General features: G+C 67.7%; 16 protein-coding genes and 1 pseudogene. 5 read left to right on the top strand and 12 right to left on the bottom strand.

Translation table 11 applies throughout. From position 1 onward, the window contains the following. Nucleotides 1–32: 32 nt before the first annotated feature. From LDQ05_RS16320 to LDQ05_RS16300, 5 genes are read right to left on the bottom strand one after another with little or no spacing between them, the layout of a single operon-like run. A complete protein-coding gene (locus LDQ05_RS16320) occupies nt 33–1,190 on the bottom strand; it encodes a THUMP-like domain-containing protein (RefSeq protein WP_226438009.1) in 1,158 nt (385 codons plus the stop codon). Beyond that, nucleotides 1,191–2,168, bottom strand: coding sequence for a class I SAM-dependent methyltransferase (locus LDQ05_RS16315; protein ID WP_226438008.1), 978 nt, complete (start codon nt 2,166–2,168; stop codon nt 1,191–1,193). Between the two features lie 52 nt (nt 2,169–2,220). After that, the gene (locus tag LDQ05_RS16310; RefSeq protein WP_226438007.1) at nt 2,221–3,000 is read right to left on the bottom strand and encodes an enoyl-CoA hydratase-related protein; all 780 of its coding nucleotides are present in this window, start codon (nt 2,998–3,000) and stop codon (nt 2,221–2,223) included. 22 nt (nt 3,001–3,022) lie between these two features. Next, nucleotides 3,023–3,859, bottom strand: a complete 837-nt coding sequence (locus LDQ05_RS16305) for an NUDIX hydrolase (RefSeq protein ID WP_226438006.1) — start codon at nt 3,857–3,859, stop codon at nt 3,023–3,025. Nucleotides 3,860–3,903: 44 nt separating this feature from the next. Then, nucleotides 3,904–4,737, bottom strand: coding sequence for an ABC transporter ATP-binding protein (locus tag LDQ05_RS16300; RefSeq protein ID WP_226438005.1), 834 nt, complete (start codon nt 4,735–4,737; stop codon nt 3,904–3,906). A gap of 43 nt (nt 4,738–4,780) precedes the next feature. Here LDQ05_RS16300 and glgX point away from each other — a divergent pair, with 43 nt between their 5' ends. Then, a complete protein-coding gene (gene glgX / locus LDQ05_RS16295; protein WP_226438004.1) occupies nt 4,781–6,976 on the top strand; it encodes a glycogen debranching protein GlgX in 2,196 nt (731 codons plus the stop codon). Here glgX and LDQ05_RS16290 read toward each other — a convergent pair. The 3 genes from LDQ05_RS16290 to ctaD form a co-directional block, all read right to left on the bottom strand. Next, nucleotides 6,925–7,689, bottom strand: coding sequence for a peptidyl-tRNA hydrolase (locus tag LDQ05_RS16290; protein WP_226438003.1), 765 nt, complete (start codon nt 7,687–7,689; stop codon nt 6,925–6,927). The two genes, glgX and LDQ05_RS16290, sit on opposite strands and share 52 nt — an antisense overlap. Then, nucleotides 7,682–8,914 (bottom strand): phosphoserine phosphatase SerB, encoded by a 1,233-nt coding sequence (gene serB, locus LDQ05_RS16285; RefSeq protein WP_226438002.1) that lies wholly within the window; start codon nt 8,912–8,914, stop codon nt 7,682–7,684. Before serB ends, LDQ05_RS16290 begins: the two co-directional genes overlap by 8 nt. A 202-nt stretch (nt 8,915–9,116) precedes the next feature. Further along, nucleotides 9,117–10,868, bottom strand: coding sequence for an aa3-type cytochrome oxidase subunit I (gene ctaD, locus LDQ05_RS16280; protein ID WP_226438001.1), 1,752 nt, complete (start codon nt 10,866–10,868; stop codon nt 9,117–9,119). Nucleotides 10,869–11,141: 273 nt separating this feature from the next. Between ctaD and LDQ05_RS16275 the strand changes: the two genes are divergently transcribed. Then, nucleotides 11,142–12,200, top strand: a complete 1,059-nt coding sequence (locus tag LDQ05_RS16275; protein ID WP_372461137.1) for an ABC transporter substrate-binding protein — start codon at nt 11,142–11,144, stop codon at nt 12,198–12,200. Next, nucleotides 12,184–13,293 (top strand): HtaA domain-containing protein, encoded by a 1,110-nt coding sequence (locus LDQ05_RS16270; protein ID WP_226438000.1) that lies wholly within the window; start codon nt 12,184–12,186, stop codon nt 13,291–13,293. Before LDQ05_RS16275 ends, LDQ05_RS16270 begins: the two co-directional genes overlap by 17 nt. A gap of 60 nt (nt 13,294–13,353) precedes the next feature. On the opposite strand, the gene nrdF is transcribed toward LDQ05_RS16270, so the two are convergent. The 4 genes from nrdF to LDQ05_RS16250 form a co-directional block, all read right to left on the bottom strand. After that, complete coding sequence (gene nrdF, locus LDQ05_RS16265) at nt 13,354–14,355, bottom strand: class 1b ribonucleoside-diphosphate reductase subunit beta (RefSeq protein WP_226437999.1); 1,002 nt, start codon at nt 14,353–14,355, stop codon at nt 13,354–13,356. Nucleotides 14,356–14,409: 54 nt separating this feature from the next. Beyond that, nucleotides 14,410–16,491 (bottom strand): class 1b ribonucleoside-diphosphate reductase subunit alpha, encoded by a 2,082-nt coding sequence (nrdE, locus tag LDQ05_RS16260; protein WP_264185178.1) that lies wholly within the window; start codon nt 16,489–16,491, stop codon nt 14,410–14,412. 178 nt (nt 16,492–16,669) lie between these two features. Continuing rightward, on the bottom strand, nt 16,670–17,137 hold the full coding sequence (nrdI, locus tag LDQ05_RS16255; protein ID WP_226437997.1) for a class Ib ribonucleoside-diphosphate reductase assembly flavoprotein NrdI: 468 nt from the start codon (nt 17,135–17,137) through the stop codon (nt 16,670–16,672). Nucleotides 17,138–17,224: 87 nt separating this feature from the next. Further along, the gene (locus LDQ05_RS16250) at nt 17,225–17,455 is read right to left on the bottom strand and encodes a redoxin NrdH (RefSeq protein WP_226437996.1); all 231 of its coding nucleotides are present in this window, start codon (nt 17,453–17,455) and stop codon (nt 17,225–17,227) included. Between the two features lie 436 nt (nt 17,456–17,891). On the opposite strand from LDQ05_RS16250, the gene LDQ05_RS16245 reads away from it, so the two are divergent. Continuing rightward, nucleotides 17,892–18,281, top strand: a complete 390-nt coding sequence (locus tag LDQ05_RS16245; protein WP_226437995.1) for a hypothetical protein — start codon at nt 17,892–17,894, stop codon at nt 18,279–18,281. Nucleotides 18,282–18,294: 13 nt separating this feature from the next. Further along, a pseudogene (gene fepB / locus LDQ05_RS16240) lies at nt 18,295–18,933 on the top strand (Fe2+-enterobactin ABC transporter substrate-binding protein); the annotation flags it as partial. Nucleotides 18,934–18,987: the final 54 nt, after the last annotated feature.

The raw sequence follows: 18,987 nt of genomic DNA, 5'->3' as shown, positions 1-18,987 counted from the left end.
TGGTAGCCCCAGCTACCAGAAACGCGCACGGGTCAGCGGGTCGGCTCGCAGACGAACGCGACGGGTGTGCGGCCGATGCGGGTGAGCACGACGCTCAGCGGCCGGTCTCCGCGGAGTTTCAATCGCGGACGCAGCACCGCGGGGTCGGCATCGACCCCGCGTACGAGGATCTCCACCGATCCGCACTCCAGACGTGCGAGCGTCTGCCGCAGCGCCTTCTCGGTGTACTTGAGTTGTTCGAGGATCCGAAATCCCCGCACGCCGTCGGGAACTGCGTCACCGGTGAGATAGGCGATGCGCGGATCGAGCTGCCACAGTCCGTGCGCGGCCGCGTAGTGCCGGACCAGCCCGGCACGGACGACGGCCCCGTCCGGATCGATGATCCACTCGCCCGGTGGCCGATCCGGGATGTCGTCGTCGTGCTTGTCGGTGATCTCGAATCCCGCACCGTCACCGCGTAATACCGCGGCTCTGCGCCGCACACCCGGCTCGGCGAGACCCCGCGAGTAGAGGCACGCCTCGCGCACCCCACCGTCGAGTGAGACCACTTCGACCTCGCCGTCCCAGTCGAGCGCATCGAAATCCAGTCCGGGAGCGCACTTCACAGCGAGTTCCCGACCTCGATACACGTCCAGGAGGTCGGGCAGCGGAGGTTGCAGCATCGCCGGATCGTGGGTACGGCGACCGCCCGAACGCCGGGCCGGGTCCGCGACCACCGTGGTGCCGCGCGTGACCGGACTCAACGCGTCGGCGCGGAGAAGGTGCGCCGCGGGCACGTTGTGCGCGGCCATCGCGAGGCGCACCGCGTCGAGATCGCTGCCGATCACCGTATCCGCGACACCGACGAGTGCGGCGAGTTCCGCGCCGATCGAGCACGTCACGTCGTGCACCACCCGACCGGCGAGTCGTCGCGCCCGGTGTGCCGCGACGACGGCCGGTGTGGCCTGCTGGACCGCGTCGTCCGTGAGGAGCCAGTCGCGCGCCCCGTCGAGTTTGAGTGCGGCCTTGCGGCGCGCCAGCACGGTCTCGACCAGCATCGCCGTCCTGTCGCCGAAACGCGTACGCGCCCAGCTGATATCAGCCAGGCGCGTACGCGTGGTCAACTCGAGGGTGTCGACACGACCGAGCGCGTCGACACCGTCGGCGGACGCGAGATACTCGACGTCCGCGAGGGTGAAGTCGTATCCCAACTACTTACCGGGCTTCACACCGGTGATCATGACGTTGTAGAAGAAGCTGCGCGGCACGACGTGCTTGAGTACGTTGTCGTCGACCCAGCTGAGCGCCTTCCACCCGCCGAAGGCGAACTTGGCCCAGTTCCAGCCCAGCTTCTCCTCGGGCACAGCGGCCTCGAAGGTGCGCACGGGCCATCCGAGAAGCGCGGCAGCGAACTCCTCGCTCGACGCCTTCGCCTCGATCGCACCGGCGGACTCCGCCAACTTCTCGAGATCGGACGGGTCGAAGGTGTGCAGGTCGACGACCGCTTCGAGTGCGGCGGCCCGTGAGGACTCGTCGAGTTCGGTCTGCGGGCGACGCCAGTCGCTGAGGAACGGCAGGCGGGTGACGTTGGTGGTCGCCTCCCAGGTGATCCGGCCGAGCCAACGCGCGTAGAAGTTGCCGACCGTGCTGGGTTCGCCGGCGAACACGAACCGGCCGCCCGGCTTGAGCACGCGCAGCACCTCCCGCAACGACTGTTCGACGTCGGGGATGTGGTGCAGCACGGCGTGACCCACGACCAGATCGAAGGTGTCGTCCTCGTACGGGATGGTCTCGGCATCGGCGACCCGGCCGTCGACGTCGAGTCCGAGGTTCTCGGCGTTGCGGAGCGCGACCTTGACCATGCCGGGCGACAGGTCGGTCACCGATCCCTTCTCCGCGACTCCCGCCTGCATCAGGTTGAGCAGGAAGAAGCCCGTGCCGCAGCCGAGTTCGAGCGCGCGACCGTACGGCAGGGGCTGCTCACCCGCGGCGGCGTCGAAACGTCCCTTCGCGTAGTCGATGCAGCGCTCGTCGTAGGAGATCGACCACTTGTCGTCGTAGGTCTCGGCTTCCCAGTCGTGGTAGAGGACCTGCGCGAGCTTGGTGTCCTCGAGGGCGGCCGCGACCTGTTCGGCGGTGGCGTGCGGGTTCGGGGCGGGATCGGTCCCGTCGGTCCTGCTTGCAGTCATGACGGTGATCCTACCCGGCAGTAAGCTCTCGACAAGAGTTCCGTTCCCGCTTCTACTCGCCGACGAACTCGGCCTTGCCGGGCCCGTTCTCGATGAACGACTGCATACCGATCGTGCGGTCCTTCGTGGCGAACAGACCCGCGAACAGATGCTGCTCGATCTTCAGCCCGGTGTCCAGATCGGTGTCGAGCCCCTGATCGATCGCGGCCTTCGCGGCCGCCAACGCACGCCCGGCCCCCTTGGTGAACTGTCCCGCCCACGCGCGCGCCGCGTCGTACACCGAATCCGGTGCGACGACCTCGTCGACGAGTCCGATCGCGAGGGCTTCCTCCGCACCGACGAACCGGCCGGTGAACACGATGTCCTTCGCCTTCGACGGCCCGACCAGCCGCGCCAGACGCTGGGTTCCGCCGCCGCCGGGGATGATGCCCAACAGCACCTCCGGTGTGCCCAGTTTCGCGTTGTCACCGACGATGCGCCGGTCGGCGCCGAGGGCGAGTTCGAGACCACCGCCGAGTGCGTAGCCGGTGATCGCCGCGACCGTCGGCTTGGGGATCTCGGACACGGCACCGAGTGCGGACTGCAGGTCGCCGATGATCTCGCTCATCTGCACGTAGGTCATGTCGACCATTTCCTTGATGTCCGCACCGGCCGCGAACACCTTCTCGCCGCCGTAGACGATCACGGCCTTGACGTCGGCGCGGACGGTCGCCTCCCGCGCGGCAGCCCGGATCTCCTCCTGCAACTGCCGGTTCAGCGCGTTCATCGGCGGGCGATCCAGCCGGATGGTGCCGATGCCGTCGGAAACCTCGAGTGTCACGAATTCAGCCATGCCGTTCAGCCTAGAGTGCGGCTCAGATGTCGGCGCGCCGTGCCCACGGATGCGGACCACCGGCCTCGTAGTAGCCCTCGTCCCCGCCGAACGAGATGTGGATGTGCCCGTCGACGCGGCTCATGCTCGGCAGGACCGCCGGTATGTCCGGCTGCGCCGCCAGGACGTCGGCGACCGTGTCGTACCGCGCCAGCGCGGCGAGTTGGCTCCAGGTGGGCGGCAGCAGCACCGATCCGCCTGCCTTCCAGTCGGCGAGCGCTTCCTCGGCGGTCAACCAGCGCACCCGCTCGGCCTCGCTGGTCTCGCCGTCCGCGTGCTGTCCCTGCGGGGCAGCCGCCACGAAGAAGTACGTGTCGTAGCGGCGACGTTCACCGAGAGGGGTGATCCAGTTGGCCCACGGCCGCAGCAGATCGGTGCGGACCACCAGATTCTCGCGGGCGAGGAAGTCCCCGAACGACAGTTCGCGGGCCTCGAGTCGGCGACGGGCGCCGGCGTACCGGGCGGTGTCGGCGACGACGGTCGTGTCGTCGGGACCGGCGAGCAGCACCCCGCACTCCTCGAACGTCTCGCGCACCGCGGCGAGGACGAGAGCCTGGGCACGCTCCGGGGTGGTGGCGAAACGGTCCGCCCACCACTGCACGTCCGGCCCGGCCCAGCGGACCGTGGCGTCGCTGTCGGACCGGTCGACACCGCCGCCGGGGAACACCGTCATGCCGCCGGCGAAGTCCATTCCGACGACGCGCTGCAGCAGGAAGGTCTCGATGCCGCGCGCGGAGTCGCGGACGAGCACCACGGTGGAGGCGTCCTTGACCGGCACCGCGGCCGGATCGAAGGGGCGGACGTCATCAGGGTCGGACATGGGTCCCACCGTAGACGACGCGGCACGCCCCTCCGTGCGCGGCGTCACACTCGACGGTGTCGGCCCGCCTCGTGTGTGCGACGCGCGAAGAACCGGCCGTCGATGCGGTCGAGGGCGATCGACTGGCCGAACGCCTCGCTGAGGTTCGCGGCCGTGATGACATCGTCGATCAGGCCCTGCGCGACGACCCCGCCCTCTTTCAGGAGCAGACCGTGCGTGAATCCCGGCGGGATCTCCTCCACGTGATGGGTGACCAGCACCGTCGCGGGGGCATCGGGATCCGCGGCGAGGGTCGCCAGTCGTGCCACGAGATCCTCGCGGCCACCGAGATCGAGGCCGGCGGCGGGTTCGTCGAGCAGGAGCAGTTCGGGATCGGTCATCAGGGCGCGTGCGATCAGCACCCGCTTGCGTTCACCTTCCGACAGGGTGCCGTAGGTGCGGTCGGCGAGGTGCTCGGCTCCGAGGCTTTCGAGCATCTCGACGGCGCGTTCGGTGTCGACGTCGTCGTACCGCTCGCGCCACCGGCCGAGGACGCCGTATCCAGCGGAGACCACGAGATCGGAGACCGACTCGTCGGACGGCACCCGGCTCGCGAGTGCCGCCGAGGACAGGCCGATCCGCGGACGCAGCTCCGACAGATCGGTGCGGCCGAAGGTCTCGGCGAGGACGTGGGCGGTTCCGGACGTCGGGAAGGTCTCGGCGGCCGCGACCCGCAGCAGCGAGGTCTTGCCGGCGCCGTTGGGGCCGAGCACCACCCAGCGCTCGTCGAGCTCCACCCTCCAGGTCACGGGGCCGACGAGGACGTTGCCGCCCCGCCGCACCAGAACGTCGTCGAATTCGATGAGGAGATCGGGATCAGGTTGTGCCACGCCGTCCATCTTCGCGCACGCCCGGGCCCGGAACACGGCAGGATCGACTTCCGTGTCGCCTTCTTCGAATCCGCGCCCCGAACCACGACATCCGGTGGCCGACGCCGACCGGTCGCCGTATCCGCTCGGCGCGACCCCCCTCGACGCCGGTACACGTTTCGCGGTGCACGCCCCGCACGCCGACCGCGTCCAGGTGTGTCTGATCGACGATGCCGGTCGCGAGCAGCGCGTGGATCTGCCCGACCACACGTTCGGCGTGTGGCACGGCACCGTCCCGGACGTCGGCGCGGGGCAACGCTACGGCTACCGCGCGCACGGACCGTGGCGGCCCCGCGACGGGGTGCGCACGAATCCGCACAAGATCCTCCTCGATCCGTGGGGGCGACGCCTCGTCGGTGACATCGGCGACGCCACCCGACTGCTCGCCTACGACGACGAGCCGTTCGGCGCGATGTCGACCGTCGACTCACTCGGGCACACGCCGTTGTCGGTGGTCACGCGCAGCCACGGCGGCGAACACCGGCGTCCACGCACTCCGTGGGAGGACACCGTGGTGTACGAACTGCACGTCGGCTCGTACACGGCACGTCACCCGATGGTGCCGCCGGCACTGCGCGGAACCTACCCGGGTCTCGCGCACCCGGCCGTCGTCGACCACCTGGTCGGTCTCGGGGTGACCGCCGTCGAGTTGCTTCCGGTGCACGCGTTCCTCACCGAACCTCCCGTGCGGGCGCGCGGCATGCGCAACCACTGGGGGTATTCGACGGCGTCGTTCTTCGCGCCGCATCCCGGGTTCGCGAGCGCCCCGGGCAACGAACTCGCCGAGTTCCGCGCGATGGTCCGCACCCTGCACGACGCGGGACTCGAGGTGATCCTCGACGTCGTCTACAACCACACGTGCGAATGGTCGGTGGCCGGGCCGAGCGTGTCGTGGCGGGGGCTGGATGCGCCCGGGTACTACCTGCTCGACGACGACGGGACGGACGTCGACCTCACCGGATGCGGCAACACCGTCGATGCGACCTCACCGGTCGCGGTGCGCATGGTGTGCGACAGTCTCCGCTACTGGGCCTCCGAGACGGGGGTCGACGGGTTCCGTTTCGATCTTGCGGCCGTCCTCGGCCGGCCCCGCGGCGACAGCTTCGACCCGCGTGCCGCGGCGCTCACCGCGATCACCACCGACCCGCTGCTGAGCGAGCTGAAGTTGATCGCCGAACCGTGGGACGCGACCGCCTCGGGCTGGTCGCTGGGGCGGTTCGGTGCACCGTGGTCGGAGTGGAACGACCGTTACCGCGACGCCGTCCGCAGATTCTGGGCGCAGCGCAGCGGGATCGGGGAGATCGCCTCACGACTGACCGGATCGGAGGATCTGTTCTCGCGCGGCGACCGGCAACCGTGGATGTCGGTGAACTACATCACCGCCCACGACGGGTTCACCGTCGCCGACGCCGTCTCCTACGAACACAAACACAACGACGCCAACGGCGAAGACGGCCGCGACGGCACCGATCACAACGAATCCGTCAATCACGGGGTGGAGGGCCCCTCCGATGATCCCGTCGTGATCGCGGCGCGGGCCCGGCACACGCGGGCGCTGCTCGCGACCCTGCTGTTGTCGACGGGCACCCCGATGCTGCTGGCGGGCGACGAGTTCGGGCACGGGCAGGGCGGCAACAACAATGCCTACTGTGTGCCGGCGGGTACCCGCCGGGAGGATGCGTGGCCCCTGATGTGGGAGGGTGCCGACACCGAACTGGTCGCGTACGTGCGCGCGCTGGTGCGGTTGCGCCGTGTGGTTCCGGTCCTGCGGCAGCGGCGCTTCTTCGACGGCCGCGCCCGCACCGTCGGCTACCCCGATCTCGTGTGGTTCGGCCAGGACGGACGCGAACTGCAGGTCGACGACTGGCACGACGACACCCGCCGGACCCTTCAGGCGTGGGTGAACGGGACGGGGCCCGGTGGCGTCACCGGGGAGGGCAGGTCGCTGCCGGATTCGAGCGGCCTGATCGTCCTGCACTCCGGCGATGCCGGCGACGTGACGCTGGCCGGTCCCGAATGGTACGGGGGCGCGATCCGGTGCACGTTCGATTCGAGTGCGTCCGACGGCACGCCCTCGGACACGACGCCGAAGCGGGTCGGGTCGGTGTGCACGCTGACCGGGCCGACGGTGCTGGTGTTCTCGATCGCCGGGTCCGGTCAGGACACCGCTGCGACGACCGTCACCGATCCCGGTGCGACCTCGGTGTAGCCGGCGTCGCGCACCGCGACCGCGGTCCCGGCGTCGACGCGGGTGAGCAGTTCCGCCCACCGATCGGTTCCGGCGTCGCGCACCGCACAGCGAAACCCTGCCGCGGCCCACGCCCGCGCAGAGTCGACGTCGAGCGCCCCGGCGAACAACATCGATGCGTGGCCCACCTGCGCGGCGGACTTCCCCACCGTCATGCCCAGCGACGCGTTCACCCACAGCACCGGTACGTCCGCGGGAGGCGGGCCCGGTTCGTCGGCGGGCAGGTCGGTGCCGCCGATCTGCAGGCGGGAGATCCGCGGGTCGAGCGCACCGACCGGCCCGGGGACCAGCGCCCGCGCCTGCGCCTGCGCGTGATCCACGGTCACGCCGGGTACGTCCTGGGCGGCCCGCCAGTGGGCGCCGCGGGCACGCCGGCTGACCTTACGGATCCGGGCGTCGTTCCACGCCCGGAAGGGGTGCTGCCACGGCCCGGGAACGCCGTCGGCGTCCGGCCCGACACGGGGATCCAGGCACAGCGTGACGGTCGCGACAGCTGCGGCCTCGAGTACCGCGCTGCGCGCCGGCGGATCGGACTTCGGGATGTGCAGCACGATCGGCATCGCGAGCACCTCGGCCGGGTCGGTGGGATCCTCGGTGTGACCGTAGCCGCGGGCCAACTCACCGTGCCGGGCCGCGAAACCCGGATCGGTGAAGAGGGGATGCGCGTCAGACACCGGGCTCGATGGGGACGCGCCGGAGCGTCCCGTCCACCCGGTCGGCGGCCTCCACCTCGTCGCGGGACACCCCCAGAACGAACAGCACCGCATCGAGGTACGGGTACGACAACGCCGTGTCCGCGACCTCCCGCAGCGCGGGCTTCGCGTTGAACGCGATCCCCAGTCCGGCCGCACCGATCATGTCGATGTCGTTCGCGCCGTCACCGACCGCGACGGTCTGCTCGATGGGGACACCCACCTCGTCCGCGAACTCACGCAGCGCCCGGGCCTTCGCGGCCCGATCCACGACGTCGCCGATCACACGCCCGGTCAGCTTTCCGTCGACGATCTCGAGGGTGTTGGCCCGCACGAAATCGAGTTCGAGGTCGTGTGCGAGACCCTCGATCACCTGCCGGAAACCTCCGGAGACCACGCCGCAGCGGTATCCGAGACGACGCAGCGTCCGGATGGTGGTGCGCGCACCCGGAGTCAGTTCGAGTTGTGCGGCGACCTCGTCGATGACGGTCGCGGGCAGCCCGGCGAGGGTCGCGACGCGCTGTTCGAGGGACTCGGTGAAGTCGAGTTCCCCGCGCATCGCCGCCTCCGTCACGGCGCGAACCTTGTCCTCGACACCGGCGTGCGCGGCAAGCATCTCGATGACCTCACCCTGCACGAGAGTGGAATCGACGTCGAAGACGATCAGCCGCTTCGCGCGCCGCGCCAGCCCACCGCGTTCGACGGCGATGTCGACATCGAGTCCCGACGACAGTTCCGCGAGTGCGGTCCGCAGCGCCGCGTCCGTCGCGGGCTCGGTGTCGGCGGCCGTCACCATCAGTTCCAGACCGGTGAGCGGGTAGTCGGCGATCCCGCGGATCGAGTCGATGTTGGCGCCCAACGAGGCGAGGGTGCGGCCGACGGACCGGAGCGCCTTCGCGCTGAGCGGGCTGCCGAGCACGACGATCGCGTGCGTGGACACCTCGCGGTCGTGGACGGGATGCTCCCCGACCTGCACGTCGGCGCGCATCCCGACGGTGGCCATCGCTGCTTCGACCTCGTCCTGCAGCGCTTCCGGATCGCCGGGGCAGGCCACGACCACACCGAGGGTGAGCTGACCCCGCACGACGACCTGCTCGACGTCGAGCAGATCCACGTCGTGGCGGGTGAGTGCCGCGAACAACACCGAGGTCACGCCGGGATGATCCGGCCCGGTCACGGTCACCAGCACCGTCGTGTCGGACGCCACTACGTCTCCGATCCTTGGAAGGTCCAGTCGATTGTCGGGTCACGCACGAGGGCACGTGCCGATCCATTGTTGCAGTGTGCGCGCGGTCACCGATGCCGGGGTCGAGGACACCGCGACGGCGGCGACGCGACCGCGGACGGCACGGCGACACGGGGCGAGGCCCCACCCGTCGAAACGGATGGGGCCTCGTCGCGTGCGATGTCTAGCTGTCCGCAGGGGTGCGATCGGCACCCTCGAGGACGGCCACGTTGTGCTTGTGGCTGCCCGGTCCCACGTGGGCCTCGGCGCGCATGCGCTCGACCATGTGCGGGTAGTGCAGCTCGAACGCGGGACGCTCCGACCGGATGCGCGGCAACTCGGTGAAGTTGTGCCGCGGCGGCGGGCAGGACGTGGCCCACTCGAGGGAGTTGCCGTAGCCCCACGGATCGTCGACCGTGACGACCTGGCCGTACCGGTAGCTCTTGAACACGTTCCACATGAACGGCAGCGTCGAGGCGCCGAGCACGAACGCACCGATCGTGGAGATCGTGTTGAGCGTGGTGAACCCGTCGGTGGGCAGGTAGTCGGCGTAGCGACGCGGCATGCCCTCGTTGCCGAGCCAGTGCTGCACCAGGAAGGTCAGGTGGAAGCCGATGAAGGTGAGCCAGAAGTGCCACTTGCCGAGACGCTCGTCGAGCATGCGTCCGGTCATCTTCGGGAACCAGAAGTAGATGCCGGCGTAGGTCGCGAACACGACGGTGCCGAACACGACGTAGTGGAAGTGCGCGACGACGAAGTAGGTGTCGTGCAGGTGGAAGTCCAGCGGCGGGCTCGCGAGGATGACACCGGACAGACCACCGAACAGGAAGGTGATCAGGAAGCCGACCGAGAACAACATCGGTGTCTCGAACGTGATCTGACCGCGCCACATCGTGCCTAGCCAGTTGAAGAACTTCACGCCGGTCGGCACCGCGATCAGGAAGGTCATGAACGAGAAGTACGGCAGCAGCACGGCGCCGGTCGCGTACATGTGGTGCGCCCACACGGCGATGGACAGCGCGGCGATCGCGAGGGTCGCGTAGACGAGACCGGTGTAGCCGAAGATCGGTTTGCGGCTGAACACCGGGAAGATCTCCGAGACGATACCGAAGAACGGCAGCGCGATGACGTACACCTCGGGGTGACCGAAGAACCAGAACAGGTGCTGCCAGAGCAGGACGCCACCGGTCGCCGGATCGTAGATGTGGCCACCGAGGTGACGGTCGACGAACAGGCCCATGAACGCGGCGGTCAGCAGCGGGAACACCAGCAGGATCAGGATGCTGGTGATGAAGATGTTCCAGGTGAAGATCGGCATCCGGAACATGGTCATGCCGGGGGCACGCAGGCAGACGACGGTGGTGATGAAGTTGACGCCACCGAGGATCGTGCCGAGACCCATGACGCCGAGCCCGAGGATCCAGAAGTCGGTGCCGACGCCCGGCGAATGCACCTCACTGGTGAGCGGCGTGTACGCCGTCCAACCGAAGTCGGCGGCACCACCCGGCGTGACGAAACCGAGCATGACGATCGTCGCGCCGAACAGGTACAGCCAGTAGCTGAACGCGTTCAGACGCGGGAACGCGACGTCGGGTGCGCCGATCTGCAACGGGAGGATGTAGTTCGCGAACGCGAACACGACGGGCGTCGCATACATCAGCAGCATGATCGTGCCGTGCATGGTGAACAGCTGGTTGAACTGCTCGTTCGACAGGAACTGCAAGCCCGGAACCGCGAGTTCGGTGCGCATCAGCAGGGCCATCAGGCCACCGATGAGGAAGAAGGACACCGAGGTGATCAAGTACATGATCCCCAGGTCCTTCGGGTCGGTGGTCGTGATCATCTTGTAGATGAACGAACCCTTCGGTCCCTGCCGCGGCGGGTATGGCCTTGCTGCAGCTATCTCTGGGACTGGCTGGGGCGCTACGGCAGTCACTAATCCTCCTGAATGCGCGCTCGACTCGGGCTGGAGGCGAACGGTCTCTCTGGCTTGCGCTCAACGAATCGTAGACCGTGCGCACACCGGTCGTTCACCGGGTCCTACTCGCTGTCGTACTCGGGGGTCACCCTACATCCGAAACGATCATCCGTACACGACCGTCCCGCCGGAGCGCCGCAGCTCCCACGGGTCCCGCCGCGACGGCCCGCGGAGCTGTTCGGTGACGATCGGGTCAGGCGATAACCTGGGGCGTCCCCTCGACAGGAAGTGGTGGAATTGTCCGCGTCCCGATCCCGCACCGTCGCCGGCGCCGTCGCCGTGACCGCCCTGCTGCTGTCCGGATGCTCCGAGCCCGCTCACGACCCGGCATCGGAGATCGTCCGGACCACCACCCGGATCGCCGGTGCCGCCGTCGTCGGTTTCGACCGCGACACGTCCGCTGCCTGTTCCCTGCCGACACCGCTGGATCCGGGACGCTCGGCCGACGGCACCCACACCGTCGTCCACACCTCCGGGGTCTCCGTCGTCCCCGACGACCCCCGGCGCATCGTCGTCCTCGACGACGCCGCGCTCGACGCGGTGTGCGCGCTCGGCCTGTGGGAGCGGGTCGTGGCCGCCACCACCGGCCCGGACGGGCACCCGGACCACCTGGGCAGCGGCGTCACCGAGATCCCCGCGGCCGGCTCTCCCGACGCCGTCGACCTGGGTGCGGTCGAGGCCGCGCAACCCGACCTGATCCTCGGCTCGGCGGCCTCCCCCGGCATCTACGACTCCCTCTCGGCCGTCGCCCCGACCGTGACGGTCGGCGACGACCCCGCGTTCTGGCAGGACCAGTTCCTGCGCATCGGTGAGACCCTCGGGCGTTCCGAGGCGGCCCGTCGGGTTCTCGACGACTACCTCGCCGCGGCCACCGACCTCGGCCGTGAACTCGTCGCGTCGCAGACCCAGGCGTCGCTCGTCCGGTTCACGGCGGACGGTCCCGTCGTCGAAGGCGTCGCCTCGTTCGCCGGCCGGATCCTCACCGACGTGGGTGCCCGGCGGCCACCGTCGCAGCGGTTCACGGTCGTGGACGGTCGCGTCGACACCCCCGTCGATCCGGCTGACGTCACCGCGGCGGACGGAGATGTGATATTCGTCCGTTTCGAGGGACAGGAGGGCCTCGCGGCGGGTACCGAATACATGAAGCGCGACAACTGGCTCGATCTCGGTGCCGTCACCGACGGTCGCCTGTTCTCCGTATCGGACGACGTGTGGACCACACCGGGTCCGGTCGCCGCTCATGCCGTATTGACAGATCTGAGGTACACACTCAATGGCTATTCCAACTGAGGCTGCTCCCACCCGCCGTCGCGGACCGATCCGCCTGGGTGCCGTGGTGACCGGAATCCTCGCTGCCGGCATCGTCGTCGCGGCACCCGCGGGCGCCGATCCCGCGTTCGATCCCGACATCGACGTCTACGCCGCCGACGGGGTCACCCCACTCGGCGACACGCCCGTCCACGAAGGCGACACCGTCGTCGTCCGCGGCACCGGATTCGATCCGGACGCCAACCGCTCGGGTGGCCTGCCGTTGCCGGTGCCTCCGGGTGTTCCGCACGGGACGTTCGTGTCGTTCGGGGCGTTCACGGAGGACTGGCGGCCGTCGGAGGGCGCCCCCACCGAGAACCGCGCCACCGTCCGCTCCACCAACGCGTGGGTGCTGTCGGAAGCGGCGCTGAACCAGGTGCCGGACGTGCCGTTCGACATGCGTCGCACCGTTCGTCAGCAGTGGGTGCCCCTCGCCGACGACGGATCGTTCACGGCGACGATCACGATCGACGCGCCCGCCACGGTCCCCGACGACGCCGTCTTCGGCATCTACACGTACGGCGCCGCCGACGCGGTGAACGCCGAGCAGGAACTGTCGGTGCCGGTGAACTTCGATCCGGCCCCCGGACCGAACGCGCCGGTGGCACCCGAACAGGATCTGGTGTGGGGCTTCGCTCCCGGATTCACGGATCTGGTGACGGACACCACGCAGGGTTCGGTCGTCGGCAAGGACGGCGCGTCCGTGCGCGACGACGGCTCGCTCACCTTCGAACACGCCGCGACCGACATCGATCCCGACACCGGTCTCGGACGGGTCGAGTACACGGGCACCGTCGTGTCGTTCACGCGGTTCCATCTGCTCGAGATCGCACTGGCGAACCCGTGGATCGAATTCACCGAGGACGGCACCTACCTCACGGCGGAGTCGTCGACGGGCGATCAGGTCGGTACCGATTCGATGTCGCGCATCACGGTCGCGCGGCTCGACGCCGATGCCGAGGCCGGGCGCACCGAGTGGACGGATGTGCCGGCACAGTTCTCGGCGCCGCTGCAGCCGACGGTGCTGCTGCCGTACTCGGGGCAGAGCGCAGCGCCCGTGTCGTTCCGATTCTGACCCCTGTGCGCACTTCTGGTAGCCGGAGCTACCAGAAGTGCGCACGGGTCGGGGGACGGGTCAGAAGTCCCAGTCCTCGTCCTCCGTCACGACCGCCTTGCCGATGACGTACGAGCTACCCGACCCGGAGAAGAAGTCGTGGTTCTCGTCGGCGTTCGGCGACAGCGCCGACAGGATCGCCGGATTGACGTCCGCCTCGTCCTTCGGGAACAGCGCCTCGTAGCCGAGGTTCATCAGCGCCTTGTTGGCGTTGTACCGCAGGAACTTCTTGACGTCCTCGGTGAGACCGACCTCGTCGTACAGGTCCGCCGTGTAGTGGGTCTCGTTGTCGTACAGCTCGAGCAGCAGATCGAAGACCCAGTCCTTGATGTCGTCGCGCTCGGCCTCGGTGAGCTTCTCGAGTCCCTTCTGGAACTTGTAGCCGATGTAGTACCCGTGGACGGCCTCGTCGCGGATGATCAACCGGATCACGTCGGCGGTGTTGGTGAGCTTGGCCCGCGACGACCAGTACATCGGCAGGTAGAACCCCGAGTAGAACAGGAACGACTCGAGCAGCGTCGACGCCGCCTTCCGCTTGAGCGGGTCGTCCCCCTGGTAGTAGTCGAGGATGATCTGCGCCTTGCGCTGGAGGTTCTCGTTCTCCTCCGACCAGCGGAAGGCGTCGTCGATCTGGCGCGTCGAACACAGTGTCGAGAAGATCTGCGAGTAGCTCTTCGCGTGCACCGACTCCATGAACGCGATGTTCGTCAGCACCGCTTCCTCGTGCGGGGTGACCGCGTCGGGGATCAGGGACACGGCACCGACGGTGCCCTGAATGGTGTCGAGCAACGTCAGTCCGGTGAACACCCGCATGGTGAGCTGCTGCTCGTACTCGGTGAGGGTTCCCCACGACTGGATGTCGTTGGACACCGGCACCTTCTCGGGCAACCAGAAGTTCCCGGTGAGGCGATCCCACACCTCGGCGTCCTTCTCGTCGGGGACGCGGTTCCAGTTGATCGCCGACACTCGGTCGATCAGCTTGATGCGGGCCCCGTCTGCGGGCGAATGCGATACAGAGGTCATCGGTTACCTACCTGGATGTTTCTCGGGAGCTACGACTGGCGACGGAGTTGCGGATCAGAGCATGCACGAGACGCAGTTCTCCACTTCGGTGCCCTCGAGCGCCATCTGCCGCAGGCGGATGTAGTACAGCGTCTTGATGCCCTTGCGCCACGCGTAGATCTGCGCCTTGTTGACGTCGCGGGTGGTCACGGTGTCCTTGAAGAACAGGGTCAGCGACAGGCCCTGGTCGACGTGCTGCGTCGCGGCGGCGTAGGTGTCGATGATCTTCTCGTAGCCGATCTCGTACGCGTCCTGGTAGTAGTCCAGGTTGTCGTTGGTCAGGTAGGGCGCCGGGTAGTAGACGCGGCCGATCTTGCCTTCCTTCCGGATCTCGATCTTCGAGGCCACCGGGTGGATGGAGCTCGTGGAGTTGTTGATGTACGAGATCGACCCGGTCGGCGGGACGGCCTGCAGGTTCTGGTTGTAGATGCCGTGCGCCCGCACGGACTCCTTCAGATCGCGCCAGTCGCTCTGGGTGGGAATGTGCACGCCGGCGTCGGCGAACAGCTGCCGCACGCGGTCGGTTTCGGGCTCCCACACCTGCTCGGTGTACTTGTCGAAGAATTCCCCCGACGCGTACTTCGATTCGGGGAATCCCTTGAAGTAGGTGCCGCGTTCGATCGCGATCCGGTTCGAGGCGCGCAGCGCGTGGAACAGCACCGTGTAGAAGTAGATGTTCGTGAAGTCGATCCCCTCGGCGGAGCCGTAGAAGATCCGCTCCCGCGCCAGGTACCCGTGCAGGTTCATCTGCCCGAGACCGATGGCATGCGACTCGTCGTTGCCCTTCTCGATCGACGGCACCGAGGCGATGCTCGTCTGATCGGACACCGCGGTCAGGCCACGGATCGCGACCTCGATGGTCTGCGCGAAATCGGGCGAGTCCATCGTCTTGGCGATGTTGAGCGAGCCGAGGTTGCAGGAGATGTCCTTGCCCACATGACTGTAGGACAGGTCGTCGTTGAACTCGGAGGGTGTGGAGACCTGCAGGATCTCCGAGCACAGGTTCGAGTGGGTGATCTTGCCGGCGATCGGGTTGGCCCGATTGACGGTGTCCTCGAACATCACGTACGGGTAGCCGGATTCGAACTGGAGCTCGGCGACGGTCTGGAAGAACTCGCGGGCCTTGATCTTCGACTTGCGGATGCGCTTGTCGTCGACCATCTCGTAGTACTTCTCGGTGACGTCGATGTCGGCGAACGGCCTGCCGTAGACACGTTCGACGTCGTAGGGCGAGAACAGGTACATGTCCTCGTTCTTCTTGGCGAGCTGGAAGGTGATGTCGGGGATCACGACGCCGAGGGACAGCGTCTTGATCCGGATCTTCTCGTCGGCGTTCTCGCGCTTGGTGTCGAGGAAACGGTAGATGTCGGGGTGGTGCGCGTGCAGGTACACGGCACCGGCACCCTGGCGGGCACCGAGCTGGTTGGCGTACGAGAACGAGTCCTCGAGCAGCTTCATGATCGGAATGACGCCGGACGACTGGTTCTCGATCTTCTTGATCGGCGCACCGTGCTCACGGATGTTGCTGAGCAGCAACGCAACCCCGCCACCACGCTTCGACAGCTGCAGCGCCGAGTTGATGGAGCGGCCGATCGACTCCATGTTGTCCTCGATGCGGAGCAGGAAGCAGCTCACCGGCTCACCGCGCTGCTTCTTGCCGGAGTTGAGGAAGGTCGGGGTGGCGGGCTGGAACCGTCCGGAGATGATCTCGTCGACGAGGTGCCGGGCGAGGACCTCGTCGCCGTCGGCAAGGGTCAGCGCGACCATGCACACGCGGTCCTCGAAGCGCTCGAGGTAACGCTTCCCGTCGAACGTCTTGAGCGTGTACGAGGTGTAGTACTTGAACGCGCCCAGAAACGTCGGGAAACGGAACTTCTTCGAATACGCCTGGTCGAACAGGGATTTGACGAACTCCCGCGAGTACTTGTCGAGGATCTCCGCCTCGTAGTAGTTCTCCTCGACGAGATAGTCGAGCTTCTCGTCCATGTTGTGGAAGAACACGGTGTTCTGGTTCACGTGCTGCAGGAAGTACTGACGGGCGGCGGCCACGTCCTTGTCGAACTGGATCTCCCCGTTCGGCCCGTACAGATTCAGCATCGCGTTGAGCGCGTGGTAGTCGAGCCCCTCGAGGGATTCGTCGGCCTTGACGGTCGCGGCCGGAGCGGGATCGGTAACGGTCACAGTGCTGCCCCTACTCGGAAGGTGTGGAAGGTGGCCGCGCCGACACGGTCGGAGCGGTACTCGGCGGGTGCGGCAGGGCGCGCCTGCCTCGTCGTCAGGTCGTCTGCAGGGTCCGTGCCCAGAACCGGGCGAGTCCGTCCCGAACCCGCTCGACGTCGTCGGCCGTGCCCATGAGCTCGAAGCGGTACAGGTACGGCACACGGCACTTGCGCGAGACGATGTCGCCGGCGAAGCAGAACGATTCGCCGAAATTGGTGTTGCCCGCGGCGATCACGCCGCGGATGAGGCTTCGGTTGTGTTCGTTGTTGAGGAACCGGATCACCTGCTTGGGCACGAAGCTGGTGTCGCGGCCGGTGATCGTCGTGCCACCACCGTAGGTGGGGACAACGAGGACGTACGGACGGTGCACCTCGAAGGCACCCTCACGATCGTGCAGCGGGATCCGAACGGAGGGGATTCCGAGTTTCTGCACGAATCGGTGGGTGTTCTCCGAGGCGCTCGAGAAGTACACGAGGGAGCCCTCCGGAACGGAGGCCTCCTGAATCGACCCCTGCGAGGTCATCTCTACTCACCAACTCTTCGATCGACATGTACGAAGACCGGCCACCGACGGTTGCCCGGGTCAGCCGAGCCGGGAGGGTTCGCGGCCTCAGGCCGCGACTGCGAGCGCCTTGATGCGGTCGGGGCGGAAGCCGGACCAGTGGTCGTCTCCGGCCACGACGACCGGCGCCTGGAGGTACCCCAGCGCCATGACGTAGTCGCGGGCCTCGGGGTTCTCGGAGATGTCGACGACGTCGTACTCGATGCCGGCCTTGTCGAGGGCACGGTAGGTGGCGTTGCACTGGACGCAGGCGGGCTTGGTGTAGACGGTGATGCTCATGGTTCCCCTTTTCACTAGGTCGCGAACGACCGACGGCCGACTGCTGCATGTGCGCTCGGAATACCCGTCGTATCCACTCGATCCCACTTCCCCGAGAGACCGATGCCGTATGGGCGTTCCAGCGTTCTAGACACTACACCTTGTGGCCGACAGATACCTAGAACCCAGGATGTTGTGACTTACATTCTTGATATTCCCAGGTCGCCACCTCCTCGACGGGCCCTTTGCGAGACTTCTGCACGTCGGCCCCCGGACTACATCACAGTGCCGTCGGACACAGCGTGAGAGCACCCCGGGGGGGCGCTACCTCCACCGCGGAACCCAGTGTGGCGCACGCCACCGACAGATCGGTCACGTCGCCCACGCTAAACCCCGAAGGTTAGGGGAGGCTTGCCTGAAGCAGGGTCGTCCGGTATTCACCCGATAGGAGAAAGCGTTGCCCACATCCCTGATCCGCCGGCGCCGGTTCGGCGTACGGTTCGCTGCCGCCGTCGGCGCCCTGGCACTCGGCCTCACCGCGACCGCATGTTCGTCCGACGACGACGGTTCCGCAGCGGATTCCACCGCCTCGTCCGCCGCGGCGGAGACGACCGGTCAGTGGCCCCGCACGATCGAGACGGCACAGGGCCCGGTCACGATCGAGTCGCAGCCTCAGCGCATCGTGTCCACGAGCGTGACCCTCACCGGTTCGCTGCTCGCCCTCGACGCCCCCGTGCACGGTACCGGCGCCCAGCCGGCCAGCACCGTCACCACCGAGTCGGGGCTGTTCACACAGTGGGCCGACGTCGCCGAGGAACGCGGCGTCGAGATCCTCCACCAGAGGTGAACCGAACCTCGAGGCGATCACCGCCGCGACACCCGACCTGATCGTGGTGTCCACGAGCGGCGCGGATTCGGCGCTCGACAACCTCGACACGCTGTCGCAGATCGCGCCGACACCGGCCATCGACTACTCCGACAAGTCGTGGGAGGAACTGACCACCCTGCCCGCGACGGCGGTGGGCAAGGAGGACCGCGCCGAGGAACAGCTCGGCGAGTTCGACGCGAGGATCGAAGAGGCCGCGGCCGCGATCGCACCGGCGATCGCCGCAGACCCCACCGTCAACATTCTGACGTACAACACGCCGCAGGAATCGAAGATCTTCACGGCCGAGTCCGCGCAGGGACACCTGGCGACCCGCCTCGGATTCACCCTGGCAACGGTCCCGGCCGAGGTTGCGGATCCGGGCTCCGCGAGCGGCCGGTCCGACATCATCTCTGCCGCCGTCGAGAACCTGCCTCTCGCATTGACCGGCGGCACGACCTTCATCATCAACGCGCAGCAGGACGACGCCGACCGGCTGCTGGCCGATCCGACGCTCGCGACCGTGCCGTCGGTGCAGGCCGACGCCGTGTACCCGCTCGGTCACGACAGCTTCCGCCTGGATTACTTCAGCGCGAACAACGTCGTCGACCGGATCGTCGCCGCACTGGGCTGACGGCGCCGCACACGGACGAACGCGGCGGGGCCGGAATCCTCACGGATTCCGGCC

Origin of the sequence: Rhodococcus yananensis, assembly GCF_020515525.1 — a bacterium.
Lineage (GTDB): Bacteria > Actinomycetota > Actinomycetes > Mycobacteriales > Mycobacteriaceae > Rhodococcus > Rhodococcus yananensis.
Note: the sequence above shows the minus strand (reverse complement) of the source record. Positions and strands in the feature narration are given on the sequence as shown.

Coding starts and splice junctions, on each gene's coding strand:
- LDQ05_RS16315 (WP_226438008.1), bottom strand. CDS start 2,168: ATGACTGCAAGCAGGACCGACGGGACCGATCCCGCCCCGAACCCGCAC.
- LDQ05_RS16310 (WP_226438007.1), bottom strand. CDS start 3,000: ATGGCTGAATTCGTGACACTCGAGGTTTCCGACGGCATCGGCACCATC.
- LDQ05_RS16305 (WP_226438006.1), bottom strand. CDS start 3,859: ATGTCCGACCCTGATGACGTCCGCCCCTTCGATCCGGCCGCGGTGCCG.
- LDQ05_RS16300 (WP_226438005.1), bottom strand. CDS start 4,737: ATGGACGGCGTGGCACAACCTGATCCCGATCTCCTCATCGAATTCGAC.
- LDQ05_RS16270 (WP_226438000.1), top strand. CDS start 12,184: ATGGCTATTCCAACTGAGGCTGCTCCCACCCGCCGTCGCGGACCGATC.
- nrdF (WP_226437999.1), bottom strand. CDS start 14,355: ATGACCTCTGTATCGCATTCGCCCGCAGACGGGGCCCGCATCAAGCTG.
- nrdE (WP_264185178.1), bottom strand. CDS start 16,491: ATGCTGAATCTGTACGGGCCGAACGGGGAGATCCAGTTCGACAAGGAC.
- nrdI (WP_226437997.1), bottom strand. CDS start 17,137: ATGACCTCGCAGGGGTCGATTCAGGAGGCCTCCGTTCCGGAGGGCTCC.
- LDQ05_RS16250 (WP_226437996.1), bottom strand. CDS start 17,455: ATGAGCATCACCGTCTACACCAAGCCCGCCTGCGTCCAGTGCAACGCC.